General features: G+C 56.6%; 17 protein-coding genes and 1 pseudogene. 13 read left to right on the top strand and 5 right to left on the bottom strand.

What is annotated here, in order from left to right; translation table 11 throughout:
- Window positions 1-28: 28 nt before the first annotated feature.
- The 9 genes from P2T68_RS24475 to P2T68_RS24435 all read left to right on the top strand — a co-directional run bounded on the left by P2T68_RS24475 (window position 29) and on the right by P2T68_RS24435 (window position 8,628).
- Window positions 29-1,177 carry an acyl-CoA dehydrogenase family protein gene (locus tag P2T68_RS24475; protein ID WP_034114487.1) on the top strand — a complete coding sequence of 383 codons (1,149 nt, stop codon included), beginning with the start codon at window positions 29-31 and terminating at the stop codon, window positions 1,175-1,177.
- Entirely contained in the window at window positions 1,177-2,250 is a 1,074-nt protein-coding gene (locus P2T68_RS24470) for an acyl-CoA dehydrogenase family protein (RefSeq protein ID WP_014338833.1), read from the top strand. The genes P2T68_RS24475 and P2T68_RS24470 overlap by 1 nt, the downstream gene beginning before the upstream one ends.
- Window positions 2,247-3,047, top strand: a complete 801-nt coding sequence (locus P2T68_RS24465) for a crotonase/enoyl-CoA hydratase family protein (RefSeq protein ID WP_014338834.1) — start codon at window positions 2,247-2,249, stop codon at window positions 3,045-3,047. The genes P2T68_RS24470 and P2T68_RS24465 overlap by 4 nt, the downstream gene beginning before the upstream one ends.
- Before the next feature lie 42 nt (window positions 3,048-3,089).
- Window positions 3,090-4,214: an acyl-CoA dehydrogenase family protein gene (locus P2T68_RS24460; protein WP_014338835.1), complete on the top strand. Its 1,125-nt coding sequence runs from the start codon at window positions 3,090-3,092 to the stop codon at window positions 4,212-4,214.
- Window positions 4,215-4,238: 24 nt separating this feature from the next.
- Complete coding sequence (locus P2T68_RS24455) at window positions 4,239-4,790, top strand: glutathione peroxidase (protein WP_014338836.1); 552 nt, start codon at window positions 4,239-4,241, stop codon at window positions 4,788-4,790.
- A 2-nt stretch (window positions 4,791-4,792) separates the two neighbouring features.
- Complete coding sequence (gene panC / locus P2T68_RS24450; RefSeq protein ID WP_102617432.1) at window positions 4,793-5,653, top strand: pantoate--beta-alanine ligase; 861 nt, start codon at window positions 4,793-4,795, stop codon at window positions 5,651-5,653.
- Window positions 5,646-6,599: a cache domain-containing protein gene (locus P2T68_RS24445; protein WP_233903647.1), complete on the top strand. Its 954-nt coding sequence runs from the start codon at window positions 5,646-5,648 to the stop codon at window positions 6,597-6,599. The genes panC and P2T68_RS24445 overlap by 8 nt, the downstream gene beginning before the upstream one ends.
- Window positions 6,600-6,605: 6 nt before the next feature.
- Window positions 6,606-7,811 carry an MFS transporter gene (locus P2T68_RS24440; RefSeq protein ID WP_014338839.1) on the top strand — a complete coding sequence of 402 codons (1,206 nt, stop codon included), beginning with the start codon at window positions 6,606-6,608 and terminating at the stop codon, window positions 7,809-7,811.
- Window positions 7,812-8,061: 250 nt separating this feature from the next.
- On the top strand, window positions 8,062-8,628 hold the full coding sequence (locus tag P2T68_RS24435; protein WP_232925609.1) for a TetR/AcrR family transcriptional regulator: 567 nt from the start codon (window positions 8,062-8,064) through the stop codon (window positions 8,626-8,628).
- 68 nt (window positions 8,629-8,696) lie between these two features.
- Here P2T68_RS24435 and P2T68_RS24430 read toward each other — a convergent pair whose 3' ends face one another.
- Genes P2T68_RS24430 through P2T68_RS24415 form a run of 4 tightly spaced genes read right to left on the bottom strand, consistent with a single transcriptional unit; the run spans window position 8,697 to window position 12,759 of the window.
- Window positions 8,697-9,209 carry an integrating conjugative element protein gene (locus P2T68_RS24430; protein WP_041475991.1) on the bottom strand — a complete coding sequence of 171 codons (513 nt, stop codon included), beginning with the start codon at window positions 9,207-9,209 and terminating at the stop codon, window positions 8,697-8,699.
- 46 nt (window positions 9,210-9,255) lie between these two features.
- Window positions 9,256-10,644 carry an efflux transporter outer membrane subunit gene (locus P2T68_RS24425; RefSeq protein ID WP_102617430.1) on the bottom strand — a complete coding sequence of 463 codons (1,389 nt, stop codon included), beginning with the start codon at window positions 10,642-10,644 and terminating at the stop codon, window positions 9,256-9,258.
- Window positions 10,641-11,810, bottom strand: a complete 1,170-nt coding sequence (locus P2T68_RS24420; RefSeq protein ID WP_277378422.1) for an HlyD family secretion protein — start codon at window positions 11,808-11,810, stop codon at window positions 10,641-10,643. The genes P2T68_RS24425 and P2T68_RS24420 overlap by 4 nt, the downstream gene beginning before the upstream one ends.
- A gap of 7 nt (window positions 11,811-11,817) precedes the next feature.
- A complete protein-coding gene (locus P2T68_RS24415; protein WP_277378420.1) occupies window positions 11,818-12,759 on the bottom strand; it encodes a hypothetical protein in 942 nt (313 codons plus the stop codon).
- A 344-nt stretch (window positions 12,760-13,103) separates the two neighbouring features.
- Here P2T68_RS24415 and P2T68_RS24410 point away from each other — a divergent pair, with 344 nt between their 5' ends.
- Window positions 13,104-13,388 carry a hypothetical protein gene (locus P2T68_RS24410; protein WP_013692858.1) on the top strand — a complete coding sequence of 95 codons (285 nt, stop codon included), beginning with the start codon at window positions 13,104-13,106 and terminating at the stop codon, window positions 13,386-13,388.
- A gap of 149 nt (window positions 13,389-13,537) precedes the next feature.
- Here the strand turns inward: P2T68_RS24410 and P2T68_RS24405 are convergent, their stop codons facing one another.
- Window positions 13,538-13,732 carry a hypothetical protein gene (locus P2T68_RS24405; protein WP_013692859.1) on the bottom strand — a complete coding sequence of 65 codons (195 nt, stop codon included), beginning with the start codon at window positions 13,730-13,732 and terminating at the stop codon, window positions 13,538-13,540.
- 509 nt (window positions 13,733-14,241) lie between these two features.
- Between P2T68_RS24405 and P2T68_RS24400 the strand changes: the two are divergent.
- The 3 genes and pseudogenes from P2T68_RS24400 to P2T68_RS24390 all read left to right on the top strand — a co-directional run.
- Window positions 14,242-14,460, top strand: a pseudogene (locus tag P2T68_RS24400) (IS3 family transposase); the annotation flags it as partial.
- Window positions 14,461-14,791: 331 nt separating this feature from the next.
- A complete protein-coding gene (locus P2T68_RS24395) occupies window positions 14,792-15,820 on the top strand; it encodes an IS30 family transposase (protein ID WP_019818564.1) in 1,029 nt (342 codons plus the stop codon).
- 352 nt (window positions 15,821-16,172) lie between these two features.
- Entirely contained in the window at window positions 16,173-18,362 is a 2,190-nt protein-coding gene (locus tag P2T68_RS24390; protein WP_044059280.1) for a NosR/NirI family protein, read from the top strand.
- Window positions 18,363-18,404 lie beyond the last annotated feature (42 nt).

Raw genomic sequence — 18,404 nt, 5'->3', positions numbered from 1 at the left:
CGCCTGTGTTGAGCGTGAGAGAGCGCATATGGCCATCAGTCAATTTTCCTACAGCAGTATTCCTCCCGAGGCGGAAGCGCTTCGCCCAGAGGTGCGAGCGTTCATTCACGACACGCTGGCCGATTATCCTCCCACCCTGAGTGCGCGGTCCTGGATGGGGTTCGACGCCGAGTTCAGCAAGAAACTCGGCGCCAGGGGCTGGGTCGGCATGGCCTTGCCCAACGCCTACGGCGGTGCACAGGCGAGCCCGTTTGCCCGCTATGTGATTATCGAAGAGTTGCTGGCTGCCGGTGCGCCGGTATCGGCTCATTGGATCGCCGACCGGCAAAGCGGGCCGCTGATCAATCGTTTCGGCACCGAGCAGCAAAAACAGCATTACCTGCCGGCCATTTGCCGGGGTGAAAGCTACTTCTGCATTGGCATGAGCGAGCCCAATTCCGGTTCGGACCTGGCGTCGATCAAAAGCACTGCGGTGCGTGAGGGCGATGATTGGCTGGTCAATGGCCAGAAGGTCTGGACCACCAACGCCCACCATTCGCACTACATGATTGCCCTGGTGCGTACCGGTGAGAAACAGGCCGCCAGGCATGAGGGCATGTCGCAATTCATCGTCGATCTGAGCCTGCCCGGCATCACCATCCGACCGATTCGCGACCTGGCCGGTGGCGAGCACTTCAACGAAGTGTTTTTCGACAATGTGCGGCTGCCCGCCGACGCCTTGATCGGCACTGAAGGCAAAGGGTGGGACCAGGTCACCGCTGAACTGGCCTTCGAGCGCAGCGGCCCTGAGCGGTTCCTCAGTTGCATGGCCTTGTTGAAAACGCTGATTGACGCGGTGGGTAAGACACCCAATGCGCTACAGGCGCGGGAGATCGGGCGGCTTTCGGCCAAGTTGCTGACACTGCGCAATATGTCGTTGTCGGTCACGGCACAGCTGGCAGCGGGTGAGCATCCGGCCTGGGCGGCTTCCTGCGTGAAGGACTTGGGCAATGCCTTTGAGCAGGAAATTCCCGAGGTTGCCCAGCTGTTACTGGAAACCGAACCACGGCAAGACGGCGGCAGCGAACATGCACGGGTGCTGGCCTACCTGACTCAGATGGCGCCCTCATTCTCACTGCGCGGGGGCACGCGCGAAATTCTACGCGGCATCATTGCCCGCGGGTTGGGGTTGCGATAATGCGCGAGATATTTGAAACGACGATTGAACGCCTGTTTGCCGATGTGGCGACGCCGGCTTATGTGATGGGTTGTGAAGGAGGCGAATGGCCGGCCGAATTATGGGCCGCGCTGGACGAGTCGGGCTTTACCCAGGCGGGTGTCACCGAAGCGCTGGGAGGTGCTGAAGCCAGTTGGGCCGATATGTATGTGCTGGTCCGTGCCGCCGGGCGCTTTTCGGTGCCCGCGCCATTGGGTGAGGCCCTGCTCGCCAACTGGCTACTGAGCAAGGCCGGCCTGGAGGGCAGGGCAGGCGCCCTGAGCATGGCGGCCAGCGCTGATCTGGTGCTCGATGGCGAGCGCGTTCATGGCGCTGCCTATTCGGTCCCTTGGGGGCGCAATGTCGAAGCGCTGGTAGCGATTGCCAATAGCGTAACCGGTGTCCCACATGTGGTGTTGCTTGAGCGCAGTGCTGCCAGCGAACTCACGCCGAGCTTGAATGTGGCGGGCGAGCCACGGGATGACCTGGGGTTCACCAGTGCCCAGGTACTGGCGCAAGCGCCGCTACCCGCCGGGCTCGACGCCGATGTCCTGGAACTGGGCGGTGCGATGCTGCGTGCGGCGCAGACCGCCGGGGCTTTGCACGCGCTATTGGACATGACCGCCAACTACGCCGGCGAACGCAAACAGTTCGGGAAGGCCATTGGTTCGTTCCAGGCCATTCAACAGCAATTGGCGGTATTCGCCGAACAGGCTGCTGCCGCCGGCATTGCCGCCGAGGCCGCCTTTGCAGAGTCCCGTTGGGGCCTGGCCGCGCTGACCATTGCTGCCGCGAAAATCAGCACGGCAGAAGCGGCCAGTGTTGGCGCCGGCATTGCGCATTCCGTGCATGGGGCTATCGGGTTTACCGAGGAGTACCCCCTGCATTTGCTCACGCGGCGGTTGTGGGCGTGGCGCAGCGAATTCGGATCGGCCAGCGTTTGGAGTCAACGTTTCGGCGCTCAAATATGCCAGGGAGGCAGCGATGGATACTGGCCGTTGCTGACCAGCCACGGCCAGCAATCCTTAATCTGCCCTGCGAGTAACCCGGCATGAGCAACTTTCTTCAGATCGAGCGCGAGGACGGCATCGTCACTGTGCGCATGAACCATCCCGATACCCGCAATGCGCTGACGACGCCCGAGCAGATTCAGGAGTTTGTCGACCTGTGTGCGGAACTGCGGCGCGACAAGTCGGCGCGGGTGATGGTGCTCACGGGCAATGGCAGCGCGTTCTGTGCCGGCGGTAACGTCAAGGATATGCACGAGCGTGGCGGTATCTTCGCCGGTTCGCCCTATGAGTTGCGCAATACCTACCGCGATGGCATTCAACGCATTCCCCTGGCGATTTACGAGCTGGATATTCCAGTCATCGCGGCGGTAAACGGCCCGGCGATTGGCGCGGGTCTCGATCTGGCGTGCATGTGCGACATCCGCCTGGCGGCGCCCAAGGCGATCTTCGCCGAGAGTTTCGTGCGCCTGGGCATTGTTCCCGGGGACGGCGGTGCCTGGCTGTTGCCGCGCATCATCGGCATTCCCAAAGCCAGTCTCATGGCGTTTACCGGCGATGCCATCGATGCCGCAAAGGCGCTGGAATGGGGCCTGGTGGAGCAAGTCTGCACGCACGAAACGCTCCAGACGGAAGCTCAGGCGCTGGCGCGACGAATCGCCAGTAATCCGGGGCATGCGTTGCGCCTGTGCAAGCGCCTGCTGCGTGAAGGCCAACATATGCGCCTGGATTCGCTGCTGGAATTGTCCGCGGCGTATCAGGCGCTGGCGCATCACACCGAAGACCATCAAGAGGCGGTGGCGGCTTTTGTCGACAAGCGCGATCCCGATTATCAGGACCGCTGATCACCCATTGCCCACAACAAGAATCGATCTGGAGTAAGCAAAATGCGTGGCGTATTTCGAGAAGACCACAACATGTTCCGTGATCAGGCCCGCCGCTTCGTCGACCGCGAAATCGTGCCTTACCTGCATGAGTGGGAAAAGAACGGCATCGTTCCCAAGGAGGTTTGGCTCAAGGCCGGCGAGAACGGATTGCTGTGCTCCACGGTGCCAGAAGAATATGGCGGCCCCGGAGGTGACTTCGGTCATTCGGCGGTGATGATCGAAGAGCTGGCGCGAGCCAACGCCACTGCCGTGGGTTTCACCACCCACTCGGAAATCGTAACGCCTTATATCGTGGCCTACGGCAGCGAAGAGCAGAAGCAGCAATGGCTGCCGCGTATGGTCAGTGGTGAATTGATTGGCGTGATCGCCATGAGCGAACCGGGGATCGGCAGTGACCTGAGGGCCATGCGCACCTCGGCGCGGCGCGACGGTGACGACTACATTGTCAGTGGCCAGAAGACCTTTATCACCAACGGTGGGAATGCTGGCCTGGTGGTCACTGCCACCAAGATTGACCCCGCGGCCAAAGAGTTGACCTTGATCTGCGTCGAAGAAGACCGTGCCGGCTTCGCCAAGGGACGCCTGCTGGAAAAGATCGGCCTGAAAGGGCAAGACACCGCCGAACTGTTTTTTGATGAAGTCCGGGTGCCTGTCGGCAATCGTTTGGGCGAGGAGGGCATGGGGTTCAAATACCTGACCCATCAACTGGCCTGGGAGCGCCTGATTATCGCGATCCGTGCCGCGCAATCGATCGACACGCTGCTGGAGGAAACCATTGGTTATACCCGTGAGCGCAAGGTCTTCGGCAAACCGGTGCTCGACTTCCAGAACACCCGTTTCAAACTCGCTGAAGCCAAGGCCCAGGCCACCATGTTGCGGGTGTTCGTTGACGACTGCCTGACCAAGGTGATGCGCGGTGAGTTGACGCCTGAAATCGCCGCGATGGCCAAGCTACTGGGGTCGGAAATGCAGGGCAAGCTGCTCGACGAGTTCCTGCAATTGCACGGTGGTTATGGCTTCATGAGCGAATACAAGATCAGCCGTGCCTGGGTAGATGCTCGCGTTGCTCGGATCTACGGCGGCACCTCGGAAATCATGAAAGAAATTATCGGCCGTACCCTTTGAAGTACTGCCGCAGGAGGCAATCAGATGAATAACTCCCTTTATGACATTCCTTTGAAAAAAAACGATGGCAGTGCCAGCCGCCTGGGCGACTACCAGGGCAAAGTTCTGCTGGTGGTCAACGTCGCTTCAAAATGCGGCCTGACCCCGCAATACGAGGGGTTGGAAAAGCTGTACCAAAGTAAAAAAGACCAGGGGTTTGAGGTGTTGGGTTTCCCGGCCAATAACTTCAGGGAACAGGAGCCGGGGAGCGACGCGGAAATCGTCGAGTTCTGTTCGGTCAACTATGACGTCCACTTTCCGTTGTTCTCGAAAATCTCGGTGGTCGGCGCGGATCAGCACCCTCTCTACACTCAACTGACTGGCTCGCAACCTGAAGCCATCGGTGACGGTCCGTTCCGTGAGCGGTTGAAGGGATATGGCATCGAGTCGGCCAACACCACGGACGTGCTGTGGAATTTCGAGAAATTTTTGATCGACCGCCACGGCGCGGTGGTTGCGCGTTTCGCTCCGGACGTTACGGCGGATGACCCTCGGTTGCTTGACGCGATAAATACACAGTTGGCCAAAGAGGCTTAGGCGTGCAGACGGTCGACACAGTGAGTGCACTTCGCGCGTTGGTAACCCGCGCGCGCAGTGAAAACAAGAAAGTCGCTCTGGTGGCAACCATGGGCAATTTACATGAGGGTCATATAGCCCTGGTTCATTGGGCCAGGCAGCGGGCTGATTATGTGGTCGCGAGTATCTTCGTCAATCCACTCCAGTTCGGGGCGAGTGAGGATCTGGCCGGCTATCCTCGGACGCCGGAGGCGGATCGAGAGAAACTGGTCGACGCTGGCTGTGATGCGCTATTTGTCCCGGCTGTCGAACAGATCTATCCCGAAGGAATGCTTAACCAGGCCATTGTTAGTGTGCCGAACGTCTCCGAAGGTTTGTGCGGTGCAGCGCGCCCAGGACACTTCGATGGCATGGCTACGGTCGTTGTCAAATTGCTGAATATCGTTCAGCCGAGCGTCGCGGTTTTCGGGGAGAAGGACTATCAGCAGTTGGCGGTCATTCGTTCAATGGCCAGGGATCTCAATATGACAGTCGACATTGTCGCTGCTCCGACCATTCGAGCCCCGGATGGGTTGGCGTTATCTTCCCGCAACGGTTATCTGACCGATAGAGAGCGTGCCATTGCTCCAGTGCTTTATGCATGCCTGCAACAAATGGCGGCGTCTATCCAGGTTGAGGGTCGGGTGGCTGAGGGCCAGTTGATGGAATGTCGTCGACGTATAAGCGACGCCGGTTTTCAGCTGGAGTACTTTGAGGTCAGGAATGCCCAGAATTTAAATCCTGTGACAAGCACTGATACTCATTTTGTGATCCTGGTGGCGGCGCGCATCGGTAAAACGCGACTCATCGATAATTTGACGGTGGATCTTCGCCTGGGTGACTGAATTAACCATCACGGAATGCATCACCACACAGTCCCAAGGGGGGCCTCAGTCCATCGTGAAAACAGAAAGATCACCAAAGGAAACGACAGTGGGCCTTTATCGAGCATTCGCTGCGCTTTGCCTGTGTTTTGTCTCTCTAGTCGGCGTTGCTCAGCAAGCCCCAGCGGATGCCTATGGTGCCGACACCCAGCGTGCCAAAGCCTTGCTGGCAAAAGCTGTCGCCGAGTACAAAGCCAAGGGCGACACAGCGTTAGCCGAGTTCAGCCGGCAGGGGGCCTATGTCGATGGTGAGCTGTACATCTACGTGGTAGATACCTCCGGTGTAATGCTTGCGAGCGGCGGGCCTTCAGTTTCACTGGTCGGCAAACCGGTGGTCAGCTTCCTGGACGACGACCTCAAAGCTGTATTCCAGCAAGCCATTTCACAGCCAGATGACGGCGTTGTGCATAGCGCCGAATACCGCTGGTGGAACTGGCAACACGCCAAGGTCGAGCGCAAACGGGTGTTCTATCAGCGTGTGCAGGATCGGGTGATCTCCGTGGGTTACTACATGCCACGGTCGAGCCCGGAACAGGCACAACAACTGCTGCGCCAAATCTCGGGGCAAGTTGCCAACGACGCTAAAACCACCTTCAGCCTCATTAATCAGCACGATAAGCAGCTCACCCGGGATGATCTTTATGCCTTTGTGGTGGACCTGAAAACCCAGCGGTTTGTCGCTCACGGTTTTTCGCCCCGGTTGATCGGCACCGACTTCAAGTCATTGCGCTCAACCGACGGCAAGCCTATTGGCGAGGATATTCTCAAGCAGATGAGCGCCCATGAAACAGGGGAGATCGCCTATCTGTGGCGCAACCCTATGACCGGGCAGAACGAATACAAGAGGACTTTTCTGCAGCGGGTGAACGGGTACATCGTCGCCGTGGGCTGCTATGCAATCAAGTGATCAATGATGGGTGATATCGGTGTTTTGAGCCATGGCAGCGACAAGGCGACCCGTAGCCATTGGATGATTCTGTCCATTATCAGCTTCAACTTTATCTCGTACGTATGCAGTGGCTTGCCGCTTGCTGTGTTGCCGGGCTACGTCCTCAATGACCTGGGCCTGCCCTCGGTTTTCGCGGGTGTGGTGATCAGCTCGCAGTACCTGGCGACGCTCCTGACCCGCCCCTTGGCTGGTGGCGTGGCCGATCGCCTGGGTGCCAAATACGCGGTGGTGTGTGGGTTCAGTGGCTTGATGTTGAGCGGCACCCTGACTGCGCTCGCCATTTTCCTGCACACCCAACCCTGGTTGACCCTGACACTATTACTGCTGGGGAGGTTGGTGTTGGGGGCGTCCACAGCCATGATTTCCACGCCCTGCTGCACCTGGGCCATCGGGTTATGCGGTGCCCCTCGGGCAGCACAGGTCATGTCGTGGAACGGAATAGCGGCTTACGGCGGCACGGCTGTTGGCGCGCCACTGGGTGTGCTGCTGCACAATTCGTTGGGTATCGCCAGTGTGGGGTTGAGCACCGTGTTGCTTGGCCTGATGTTCCTGCTTTTGGCTCTGGGCAAGCGGTCAGCTCCATTAGTGACAGGCGCCCGTCTGGCATTTTATCGAGTCCTGTTCGCCGTCATGCCAAATGGCCTGGTCCTGGTTTGCAGTTCGGTGGGGTTTGGCGGGCTGACGGCGTTCGTCGCACTGTTCTTCGACAGTCTGGGCTGGGATCACGCCGCCTACTGTCTAAGTGGCTTCGGGGCAGGTTTTATCGTTGCCCGATTGTCGTCGCCGGGAATACTGCAGCGATTCAGAGGGTACAAGGTGGTGGGTGGGTGCCTGCTTGTACAGACCTTGGGCATGCTGCTGATATGGCTCGCGCCGTCTCCTGCGCTGGCCATTGCCGGCGGGGCGTTGACCGGGATAGGGGTGTCATGGGTCTATCCGGGGCTAGGCGTGGAGACATTGGCGAGCACTCCGGCCGCGAACCGTAACTCGGCGCTCAGTGCCCTTTCAATATTTTTTGATATTGCAGTGGGGATCGCCGGCCCGGTGATGGGCCTGGTTGCCTCAGGTTTTGGCTATGCTGCGATATTTCTCTGTGCTGCACTGATGTCAGCAGGCGGGTTTCTAGTGGCGCTCTGCCTATGTTGGCGGAAGGGCCGCATACGCGATTGATACGGCTTGCTTAATGGCGTCCCTCTGTTTGACATGACTGATGCGCAAGTAAGCCCTTCGACGCTCTGAGAGCGCAGCGATCCACAGGCTTCCTGTTCGCGGCCTGCCTGGCCGACGATGTGATCGACTGGACGCCATGCCATAATGGAAAGCCCTCTCGATTTTGAAGATCATGACAGACTCACAGGCACCCGCCTCCCCGAGATACAAACGTCGTCCACAACAGATGCGTGGCCATGAGCGTGTCGAGATGATTCTGGATGCTTGTGCACGCCTCATGGTGGGGAAAGGTGTGCTCAGTCTGACCATGCATGGTATTGCCAAGGAAGCGGGTACTTCCATTGGGTCGCTTTATCATTTTTTTAGGGATAAGGAGGAGGTCCTGAGCGCATTGGGCCGTCGCCATATTGATGCGCTAGGCAAAATTGCCAGTGAGCTTCTTCTTATTGAACCCGCCACCTGGATTGGATTTAGTACGGCGGATACAGTTAAACATTTAGTGCTTCCATTGCTGGAGTATGTTGAGAAAAATCCTGATTTTCTGCATATGATCAGCCCGAATTTCTCTGCTGGCCAGCTTCAGGCTTCTGATTTACAGGTACAGCTCAAAGAAATTTATAGTCATGTTGTTATGTTACGCATTCCTAATGTCAGTACCGAAATGTGTGAAGTGTATGCGGTTGCAATGTTGGCGTTACCTGCTGGTCTTTGTCGCGCAGCATTTGAAAATGATAATTTTAAAAGTTTGCTTATTCTAAACGAGGCGCCACGCGCCTTGGTTGCATACCTTGAGGCAATAGAAAAGCAGGGCGCTTGATGAGATAGTCACCCCTGTAAAATCTAAACTTTCGCAGGGTGTTCTGTTTCGAAGGCCATTTCCTCGATTCACTGTTCCAGCGAGGTGGCAGTGACCAGGACTGGGTAATGCTTGATCTGCAAGCGTGTTGCGATGCTGTTGCCATTGAGCGGGAGAATGGTGATCCCGGGAGCGGCTGCGCGAATCCGAGCCAGAGCTTTTAAATCAGCCACTTCGACAGCCAGGCCAACTGTACCCAGCTCGCGCAGGACTGTGCCCCGCTCCTGAAGCCAAGCCAGTGACTTGGGATCGTCCCCCACCAGAAAGAAGGGCGGCAGGCCAGGCATGTCCAGGGTTCGAGGTGTGATCTTGCCTGGGCTCAACCGAGAACTGCTGATGGGTAGCATCCAGGCCTCATCAGATAGCAGGGAGACCTCGGCACGGAAAAGTCCGTTAGGTGTCCCTCCATTCATCTGAGCATCGAATACTCGAAGATCGGTTTGAGCGAAGTCGCCGGGCAGACCCTCAACAACTGTCAGTTCTGCTAGGGCGAAGGGTGTCAGTATCAGAATGAGACAAGAGGTGAGGGGGATTTGCTTCATGGTGATGGGACCTGTTCGACCGCGGGGTTCATTGCTGGGACCCTGTTCATTTTTCCGGCACCCATCCCCCTCCAAGCGCCTGATACAGAGAAATCACGTTCTTAAGCTGGTTCTCCCGAATCTGAATGGCTGACAATTCGGTGTTAAACAGATTGCGCTGAGCGTCCAGTACTTCAAGGTACGAAGAGTAGCCCCCTTGGTAACGATCCCTGGCGATTTCCAGTGAGCGAGCCAAGGTAACCCGGCGAGCATGCACTCGCGTTATCTGCTCCTCGAGGCGTTTGACGCCAGATAATGAATTTTCAACTTCACCAAAAGCTTTGAGCGCAGTGGCCCTGTACGAATAAGCCGCTTGATTGCGTTGGGCGGTGGCGACCCCGACTTGGGCTTCGAGTCGACCAGCGCTATAGATCGGTGCCAAGACGCTCGCCCCCAGATCCCAAACTTTGACTGGATCGAAATCCAAGGCATTTACATAAAGCCGTCCTATGCCACTCGACAGTTGCACTTGGGGGAGGAATTCGTCACGCCGTGCATCCAGCTTCAGGTCAGCAGCGGCGACCAACTGTTCGGCCTGCTGTATATCAGGGCGCCTGCGCAGCAATTGCGCGGGCAAGAGTCCTGGCACCGTGGGCGGTGTAAGGGTTTGAAGCTCTCGTCCCCGGTGTAGATCGCCCGGCAGCGTGCCGGTTAATAAACGAATGGCGTTCTCTTGCTGACGGATAGCCTGCTCAAGTTCGGGGATCATCTGTGCGGCAGATTCGTACTCAGACTGCGCCTGGGTAAGTTCCAGTTGCGAGGTGTAGCCTTCGTTTGCTCGATCCTCAGCGACACGCAATGCGTCACGGCGTGATTGTGCGGTATCTCGGGTAACCTTTAGCTGGGTGTCCAGGGACACCAGTGAAATGTAGGCCCGCACGGTGGTACTGGCCACAGACAGGCGAATGTTATCCCTGTCAGACTGGCTTGCCTGATAACTCATCTGCGCCGCGTTTTCCAAGGTGCGCAGGCGGCCCCAGAGGTCCAGTTCATAAGACGCCTGCAGCTCCGGTTGTATGGACCGCGTATGGGTGATGCCGGTAGTCCCCAAACTGCGATTGGTTTGTCCGCCGACCGAACCGTCCAGAGTCGGCAACAGCGCTGAGTGGGACAGCCTGATCTGCTGTCGGGCTTCTTCAACTCTGGATATGGCCTCTAGAATGTCAGTGTTATGGGCCAGAGCAGCCTCAACCAGGTCATTAATCGCTGGTTCATCGAACGTTTGCCACCACGTGCCGGATATCGGTGCGGGGACTCCGATGGGTGCGCGCCAGGCCGCCGGGGCAAATACTTTGGCCTCCTGGGGTGAGGCTGTTTTGACCGGGGCGCAAGCAATCAAGCCGAATGCGGCGCCTAACGACATCCACTGCAGGGCACCATACGCTTTGATATTCATGGCGCCGAACTCCGCTTCGAGGTGTCGCTGGTATCGACATGGGTGATCACCGACATGCCTGGACGCAGCCGGTGCAACAAGGGTTGCTCTGGATCCAGGACTATTCGAACGGGAATACGTTGTGCGACTTTAGTAAAGTTGCCTGTTGCGTTGTCCGGACGCAGGACGCTGAATTCCGAGCCGGTGGCTGGGGCCAAACGTTCGAGTCGCCCCGTCAGACGTGCGCCGTCCAGTGCGTCCACATCAAGGCTGACAGGTTGGCCCACTAGCATATGGTGAATCTGGGTTTCCTTATAATTGGCGATCACCCACAGTTGTTCCGGCACCAGGTAGAGCAGTTGCGAGCTCGCCGATACATATTGGCCAAGACGCACCGATACCTCGCTGAGAACGCCGTCGCGCGGCGCCCTGATCTGTGTATTGTCCAAATCGATCTCAGCCAGATGAAGAGCCGCTTGTGCGGTTCTGACCTGCGCCTGGAGCACCCCTCGTGAAACACGGGTGGACTTGACGGTCTCTTCTGCAATGTTGATGGCGGCTCGCGCTTTTTTGACGTTCGCACTGGCGGCCCGAGCGGTCGCGCGAATCTGGTCGCGTTCACGTACAGAGACCGACCCACGAGAGGCCAACTCGTTGACCCGCAGTTCGTCGGCCTGCGCACGGGCATATTCTGCTTGCGCCGAATAGAGTTCCGCCCCTCGAGAGGTGAGTGTCGCCTGGTCTGACGCCTGGGTTTGCACAGAGTTGTCCAGTTCTGCCTTCCGGGCGTCAAGGTCGGCCTGTGCTTGCTCGACTCGCTGGCGATAAATCCGATCATCGATTTGCAACAGGGTCTGGCCTCGACGCACAGCCTCGAAGTCGCGCACCAATACCTTTGCGACATAACCGTTGACCTGAGGTGCCATGACCGTTATCTGTCCCCGGACATAGGCGTTTTCAGTGGTGGTGATGGCGCTGTTGAAAGGCCAGAATTGCCAAGCGTAAAGAATCGCCAGAATACCCGCCAAAGCCACACCAATCATTATGAAAACCGTACCCCGTCGGGGCTTTATGATTTTTGGCGGGTCCTGGGCCGCACTGCCAGTATCTGCCACCGAGATGGAGTCTTGCGTCGCTGGATTCTGCGGGTTGGGCTGTCCGTTTCCGGCTTTGTCATTTCGGGTCATAAGAGGGTCACACAGTCACAGGATGGGTAATGTCGGGCTTGGGCTGTTCGGCCTTCTTTGCCGCCCGTGCGGCACGCACGGTGTGGAATAGCGACCAACTCAAGAAGCTGATGGTCAGCAAGCCGATAACACGAAAGACGTCATTGAATGCCAGCACATTGGCTTCACGGCTGGCTACCTGGCTCAGTTGCGAGATGCCCTGGGCCTGACGTAGAACAGGGTCGGTCTGGGTCGCGCTGTAGATCTGGTTCTGGATCTGCAACCGCTGAGCCACCACAGGATTGGTCGGGTCGAGATGGCCATTGATCTGGCTCGAATGGAATTTTTCGCGCATCACCTGGAAAGAGCCGAAAGCAGCGGGGCCCGCCAACCCACCTATGCTTTGGGTGAGAGAGAACAGCACGGCAAAACTGACCATGTACTGCGGCCCGTTTTTCAAGGCGCTCATTACGCCAATCAGCATCAGCGGCCCCATGAACATCCCGGCTGCAAACGAGAGCAGTCCCTGGCTGAGGAACATATCGTGTGGACGCGTCAGATTGGTTGCGTCGGCGTCCATGAAGCTACCCAGGCCTATCAGGACGATGGACGTCAGGATCTGCGGAATCACCGCCTTCTGACTGAACGTCAGAGCGCTGGTGCACATACCTCCCAGCAAACCTGCAAGCATGACTGCATACAACGAATGCAGTTGGTCTGCGCCCATACCAAGTGTCTGTAGTAGTCCGACGGCGCCGAAGTTCTGTTCTGAGAGGATGAAGCGCAACATCATTGCGCCCATGGCGAAACGCAAAGTCTCCAATGATCCCAGCCAGCGAGTTTGCAGCAATGGGTTCTTGCGGTTGTACTCGATGATGAAGGCAGCGGTCAGCAAAATGACCGATGCGAGCAGCGCATACCCCATCCATAGCTGGCTGTTCCACCATTGCACGCGGCCCTGGGCCAGCACCGCAGCTATCAATGCCAGCCCCGGAGCAAGTAGCGCGAAGGTTACGAAGTCCAGCGATTCAAAGATTTTGATCCGCTCTCCCGGAGGCAGTTTGAGAACGACGACGGCGGCGAGACTGCACAGCGCCAGGCCTGCTTCAAAGACGTACAGTCGATGCCAGAACAGTGGTCCCTGGAATCCGCTCTCTATGGCTTAAATCGCCATTCATTAGGACTTGCTGAGGAGGGCGGGCTTCTGTGGGGTGTCGGTGGTTCCGTAGAAGGTTTATGCGGCGTCGACGGCCAAACGCCTTGCGTGCATCCCAAGGAAGGGCGGCACTTGTCCCGGAACGCAGAAATGACACGATGGCTGGCTCCTTGCTGGCCTTGGATGTGGTTCTCATTATAAATGACAACCAACCGTTGTGTGATGAACTGGTGAGCCGGCTGGAGGAGAAAATTCCAGCGATGGCGAAAGGCACGATTAATGCGGCCTATATCAATACGCTGGCGGCCGGACTCAGTGTGATGGAAGTCATGAATGGCGTGCTCGTTGATACAACGGCCGATGGTCAGCACAAGGTTATTCGAGTGGCCAAGCCCAAGCATAAGATAGCTTCGGGCAGGATTATCAAGGTGCGCCGCTTTTGATAACGAAAGATTGAGAGGGCCCGTATCTTCACGATGTCGCCGTGCAACACGCGGGAAGTCTGACACTTCGGCAAGTCCAGCCTTCCTGCTGAGCAGGATAACCGCCAAGCTCGCCGGTGCGTTGGGTCCGCTAATCAGTGCCTGGGCTCTCAGCTTAGCCAAGCCTGTTTGATGTGTCCGGCGTTCTCGCCGATCGTGTGAAGTGCCCCTCGGACGTTGGCGCCAATATCTGTTGTACTTTGGTTTTCTACCTTCAAGGTCAGTTCCATCACCGCAGCCTCCAGGGCTAGCTTATTTTGATATAGCCGCTCAAGAACATCAGAAAGTGAATATTCGCTGGGCATCGTTTTGGCTCCAATCGAGGACTCAAGAGCGTAGCAGCGGAAGGGGTGGAAACAAAGTGCGGTTGAATAAGCGAGCGGTAGGCGATGCTCGCGCTCTGCGTGATATAGCAAGGGCGCTGGTCGCGAAGGGTATCGATCCCCGCGATCAGCGGTGCCTTGAGCGCAATGCCAAGCTGTTGAACCGCAAAACACCTCCTGAGCGTCGTAATAGCGTTGATGTGCTGCAGATCCTCGGCCCTTGGGAGAGGGGCGCGGCACCACCCGAAGATGTTGCCGTCGTGCGCTGGGGTTCAAGCAATGCTGAATCGGGTTATGCCAACACCGTCGGTCTACCGTCGCCGGGCTTGAGAACGATCGCCCGTAACACATCTGAATGCTAACTTTGTGCCCATAGACTCACACCTCTACGCCATTGCACTGACCGATGGCACCGCGTGCTCCCTTAACCCTATCTATGCATCGGGATGAGTGGAGGGCCGGAGAGGTGCATTCTGCCGTCCAGGTTAGCCAGCCACAACCGCCGGCTTAGCCGAATCCGATTCGTGACCCCGGCCGAACGCCACCAAGGGTTGGACCGAAAGATCCTGGCGCGGCGTCATGTAGTGTACAAGCAGGCGAGGGAGAAAAATCCGGAGCGCTGGCCTGGCCAGACACGCAACTGGGAGCCGATAGGCACGGTGCTGCTGAACCCAGACCGGGAGCAGCCAGCTGAGAAAAGAGCTGCATAATTAGACGGTGACGCGACAACTACCTTGAAAAACGCCGGGAATGTGAGCGTGTCGTTAGCTTCCATGCCACAAAATGCTTAGCGTGCATGGGGCAGGTTTGGTTTCGCCACGAACATCATCGGTTTTGATCCGTCAGCTTTGACTGGCAATGAGTTATTTCCTAATCGTCTGAATATCGGTCTGATTCGCTATTTTCGGCATAGTGTCCATCTACGAATTTCTTGCGCACTGCAATTGAGCGGCTAATAGCTTGTAGGAACGAACCGCAAGAAGGGTGGCGGCCGCGAAAACTGAGTGCAACACCTGACCTTTCCGGTACGGTGCTGCCCCTATGTCCTATTCCGAACTCAGCGTCGAAGAGCGCGCCATCATTCAACTCAGTCAAGCTCAAGGCTTCAGCCTGCGCGGCATTGCTCGCCTGATTGACAGGTCGCCCTCGACCATCAGCCGAGAGCTGAAGCGCAATCGAGGCAGTAGTGGTGCTTACTCGGCCCGCTGCGCCCAGCAACAGATGAACATTCGGCGCCAGGTTTGTCGCCCCAAGCGCAAGCTTGTGCCGGGCAGCGAGCGCTTCGAACTGGTGGCCCACATGCTGCGTAAGCGTTTGTCTCCCGAGCAGATTGCCGGCAAGCTGCGCAGCATGACCATACCCAACCTCAGAGATGCCTACGTCTGTCGTGAGACGATCTATAACGCGATCTATGCCTTGCCGGTCGGCGAGTTGCGCAAGGAGCTGATCGTCTGCCTGCGCCAAGGCAAGACGACGCGCCGGCCGCGCTCTGGTGGCGTGGATCGGCGCGGCCAGATCCCTGAGATGGTCAGCATTCATGTTCGCCCGCCAGAGATCGAAGACCGGCTGATGCCGGGGCATTGGGAGGGCGACCTGATCAAGGGTAAGGCCAACGCCTCGTCGGTAGGCACGTTGGTGGAGCGCACCAGTGGCTACCTGATGCTGATGAAGATGAACGACGCAACGGCGACCTCGGCGATGGAGGGCTTCAGTGCAGCGCTCAACAGCATGCCGCTGGCGATGCGCAAGAGCATGACCTACGACCAGGGCCGGGAGATGGCGCGGCATGCTGAAATCACCCAGCAGACAGGGGTCGCTATTTACTTCTGCGACCCGCACAGCCCCTGGCAGCGCGGTAGCAACGAAAACATCAACGGCCTGATCCGCCAGTACCTGCCCAAGGGGACTGACTTGTCGGTACACAGTCAAGAGCAATTGAATGCCATCGCCTTGGAGCTGAATATGCGCCCCCGTAAACGCTTCGATTTCAAGTGCCCGATCGAAGTCATGGGCGAGGTGATGCAGGAAGCCATGGCTATGCGGCATCATGCTCCAGCTTCAAATCAATAACCGTGTTGCACTCAGCTTCTGCAACCGCCGGTTTATTTACCGCCTTAGTCAAAAATGCGATAAAAAATGTTCGAATTAGTGCTTTTGAGTACTCGCGTGTTGTCGTACGAAAGTGACTGTCGCGGGGGCTATAGGTGCTTCTTTGACGGATGACGCATCTTGCGTGGGTAACCTATTGTTTTGTAAATATTTTTTTTATATTTTTAGGGGAGCGCTGATAATGCGTTGTTTATTAAGCAACAAACTTGAAATGTTCATGTCTCTAGTCTAAGGTCAAGAAAAACTAGAGTAGAATAGTGCGGTGGAAAAGCGTGTTTTATACTTAATGCAAATTGGATGGCGCCGTTGTCGCATGGATAATTATAAAAAATTCGTCTCCAAATTCGTCTTGCTTTTCAGTCGTTTTGCCGTGCTTATGTGCATATTGCTATGCATTAGTTTTGTTACCTTGCAAGCTAAGGATTACGGTGGGATGGAGCAGCAGCGCATCAGCGAAGTGTTTGCAGGTAATGTAGATATTTCCGCGCCGGTGGATGAGTTTAAGGTGCGCGTCGTAAAGTCTGAAGGAAAAATCAAAGGTTACGTATTCCAAAGCCAAGATGTCGTAGATATACCCGCATATTCGGGTAAACCCATTAATATGCAGGTCATTCTTGACACTCAAGGCGTAATACTGGATGCATATGTATTGGAGCACCATGAACCAATTCTGTTAATCGGAATTCCAGTGGCGAAGCTCCACGCATTTGACGATAAATACAAGGGCATCAAAGCTGATCGACGGGTAGTCGTGGGTCGTTCCAGCGATCCAGAGACGGTGACAGTTGACGGGATCGCCGGAGCCACAGTAACCGCCATGGTGGTGAATGAAATCATCATGCGTGCGGCACATAAAGTGGCGGTGTCGTTGCAACTGATCGAGGACAACAGCGGCGTTAAGCAGAAACCTGCTGCCGTGCGTGAAGATTTTTTTAAGCCTGCCACCTGGGAGCAACTGACCGGCAACGGCGCAATCCGCCGGTTAAGCCTAACCCGCGGTCAAGTCGACGCTGCATTCAAGGGTACTGAGGCCGAGGGGGTTGACAATGCTCCGCCCGGACAGGAAGACGATACTTTCATAGAACTATACACCGCCGATCTGAACCCACCCGCCATTGGTCGAAACCTGCTGGGCGATAATCAATATCGCTTCTTGATGCAAGACCTCAAGCCAGGTGAGCACGCCATCGTAGTGCTAGGTCGTGGCCTCTATTCCTACAAGGGCTCCGGTTATGTGCGAGGAGGAATTTTCGATAGGGTGCAATTGCGTCAGTTCGGCAACATCATCAGCTTTCGCGACATGGACCATCAACGTTTGTCCGACGTGTTCGCAACGGGCATGCCCGAGTTCAATGAAATGTCCATTTTCATTGTTCGTGAGCCCGTCCGGTTCGATCCAGGATCGCCCTGGACCTTGGAATTGCTGGTGCGTCGCCAGACCGGCGCTGTCGGTGGTACCTTCAGCAGCTTCGAACTGCCTTACCAATTGCCAGAACAATACCTTTTGCGTCCGCCACCCACCGCTCAAGAGCTGGAGGCTATCGAGGTTGCCAATAGACCGACATGGGTCAATATCTGGTATCAGAAAGCCTTTCAGATCGGGGTTCTTTGCACGGCTCTGGCTGTATTGATGATTATCTTGTTCCTGCAAGATACCTTCACCAAGTACCCGCGTTTTCTCCACTGGTTGCGTCGGGCTTACCTGATGTTCACCGTCGTGTTCATCGGCTGGTATGCACTGGGGCAGATTTCTGTGGTTAATGTACTGACCTTCGCCCATGCTCTGTTCGATAACTTCCGTTGGGAATTGTTTCTTACCGACCCGATTGTGTTCATTCTTTGGACGTTCACCGCCGCCAGTATTCTGCTGTGGGGAAGAGGAGTTTTCTGTGGTTGGTTGTGTCCCTTCGGCGCGTTGCAAGAGTTGATCAACGAAGCCTCCCGCAAGCTGAAGATTCCCCAATATGAGCTGCCTTTTGCATTACATGAGCGCCTATGGGCGGTGAAGTACATCGTTTTGTTAGTGCTGTTCGGCATCTCGCTTGAGTCGATGACTACCGCCGAGCAATTTGCTGAGGTGGAGCCGTTCAAGACCGCCATCACCCTAAAGTTCGACCGCCAATGGTGGTTTGTGGCTTACGCAGGGGGGCTGCTGATCATCAACATTTTTACCCGCAAGATCTATTGCCGCTACGTCTGCCCGTTGGGCGCTGCATTGGCCATTCCTAGCAAGCTGCGTCTGTTCGACTGGCTTAAACGACGCAAGGAATGCGGCTCGCCCTGCCAACTATGCGCCAAGGAATGTGAAATCCAGGCGATTCACCCGGACGGTCATATCAACGTCAACGAGTGTCATTACTGTCTGGATTGCCAGATGACTTACCACAACGAAAACAAATGCCCGCCGTTGGTGCTCAAGAATAAGCGCAAGACGCGGGACAAACCGGCGCCGGTGCCAGAACACACTGAGTTGATTCCGGTGGTGCAGGTATTCAAGCCATGAATATCTAAGCTGGACGAAACATTGCGATTCTTGTTTTTTCAC

Source organism: Pseudomonas sp. G11, assembly GCF_029457515.1.
GTDB classification, from domain to species: domain Bacteria; phylum Pseudomonadota; class Gammaproteobacteria; order Pseudomonadales; family Pseudomonadaceae; genus Aquipseudomonas; species Aquipseudomonas gorinensis.
This window is presented reverse-complemented; position numbering and strand designations above follow the sequence as displayed.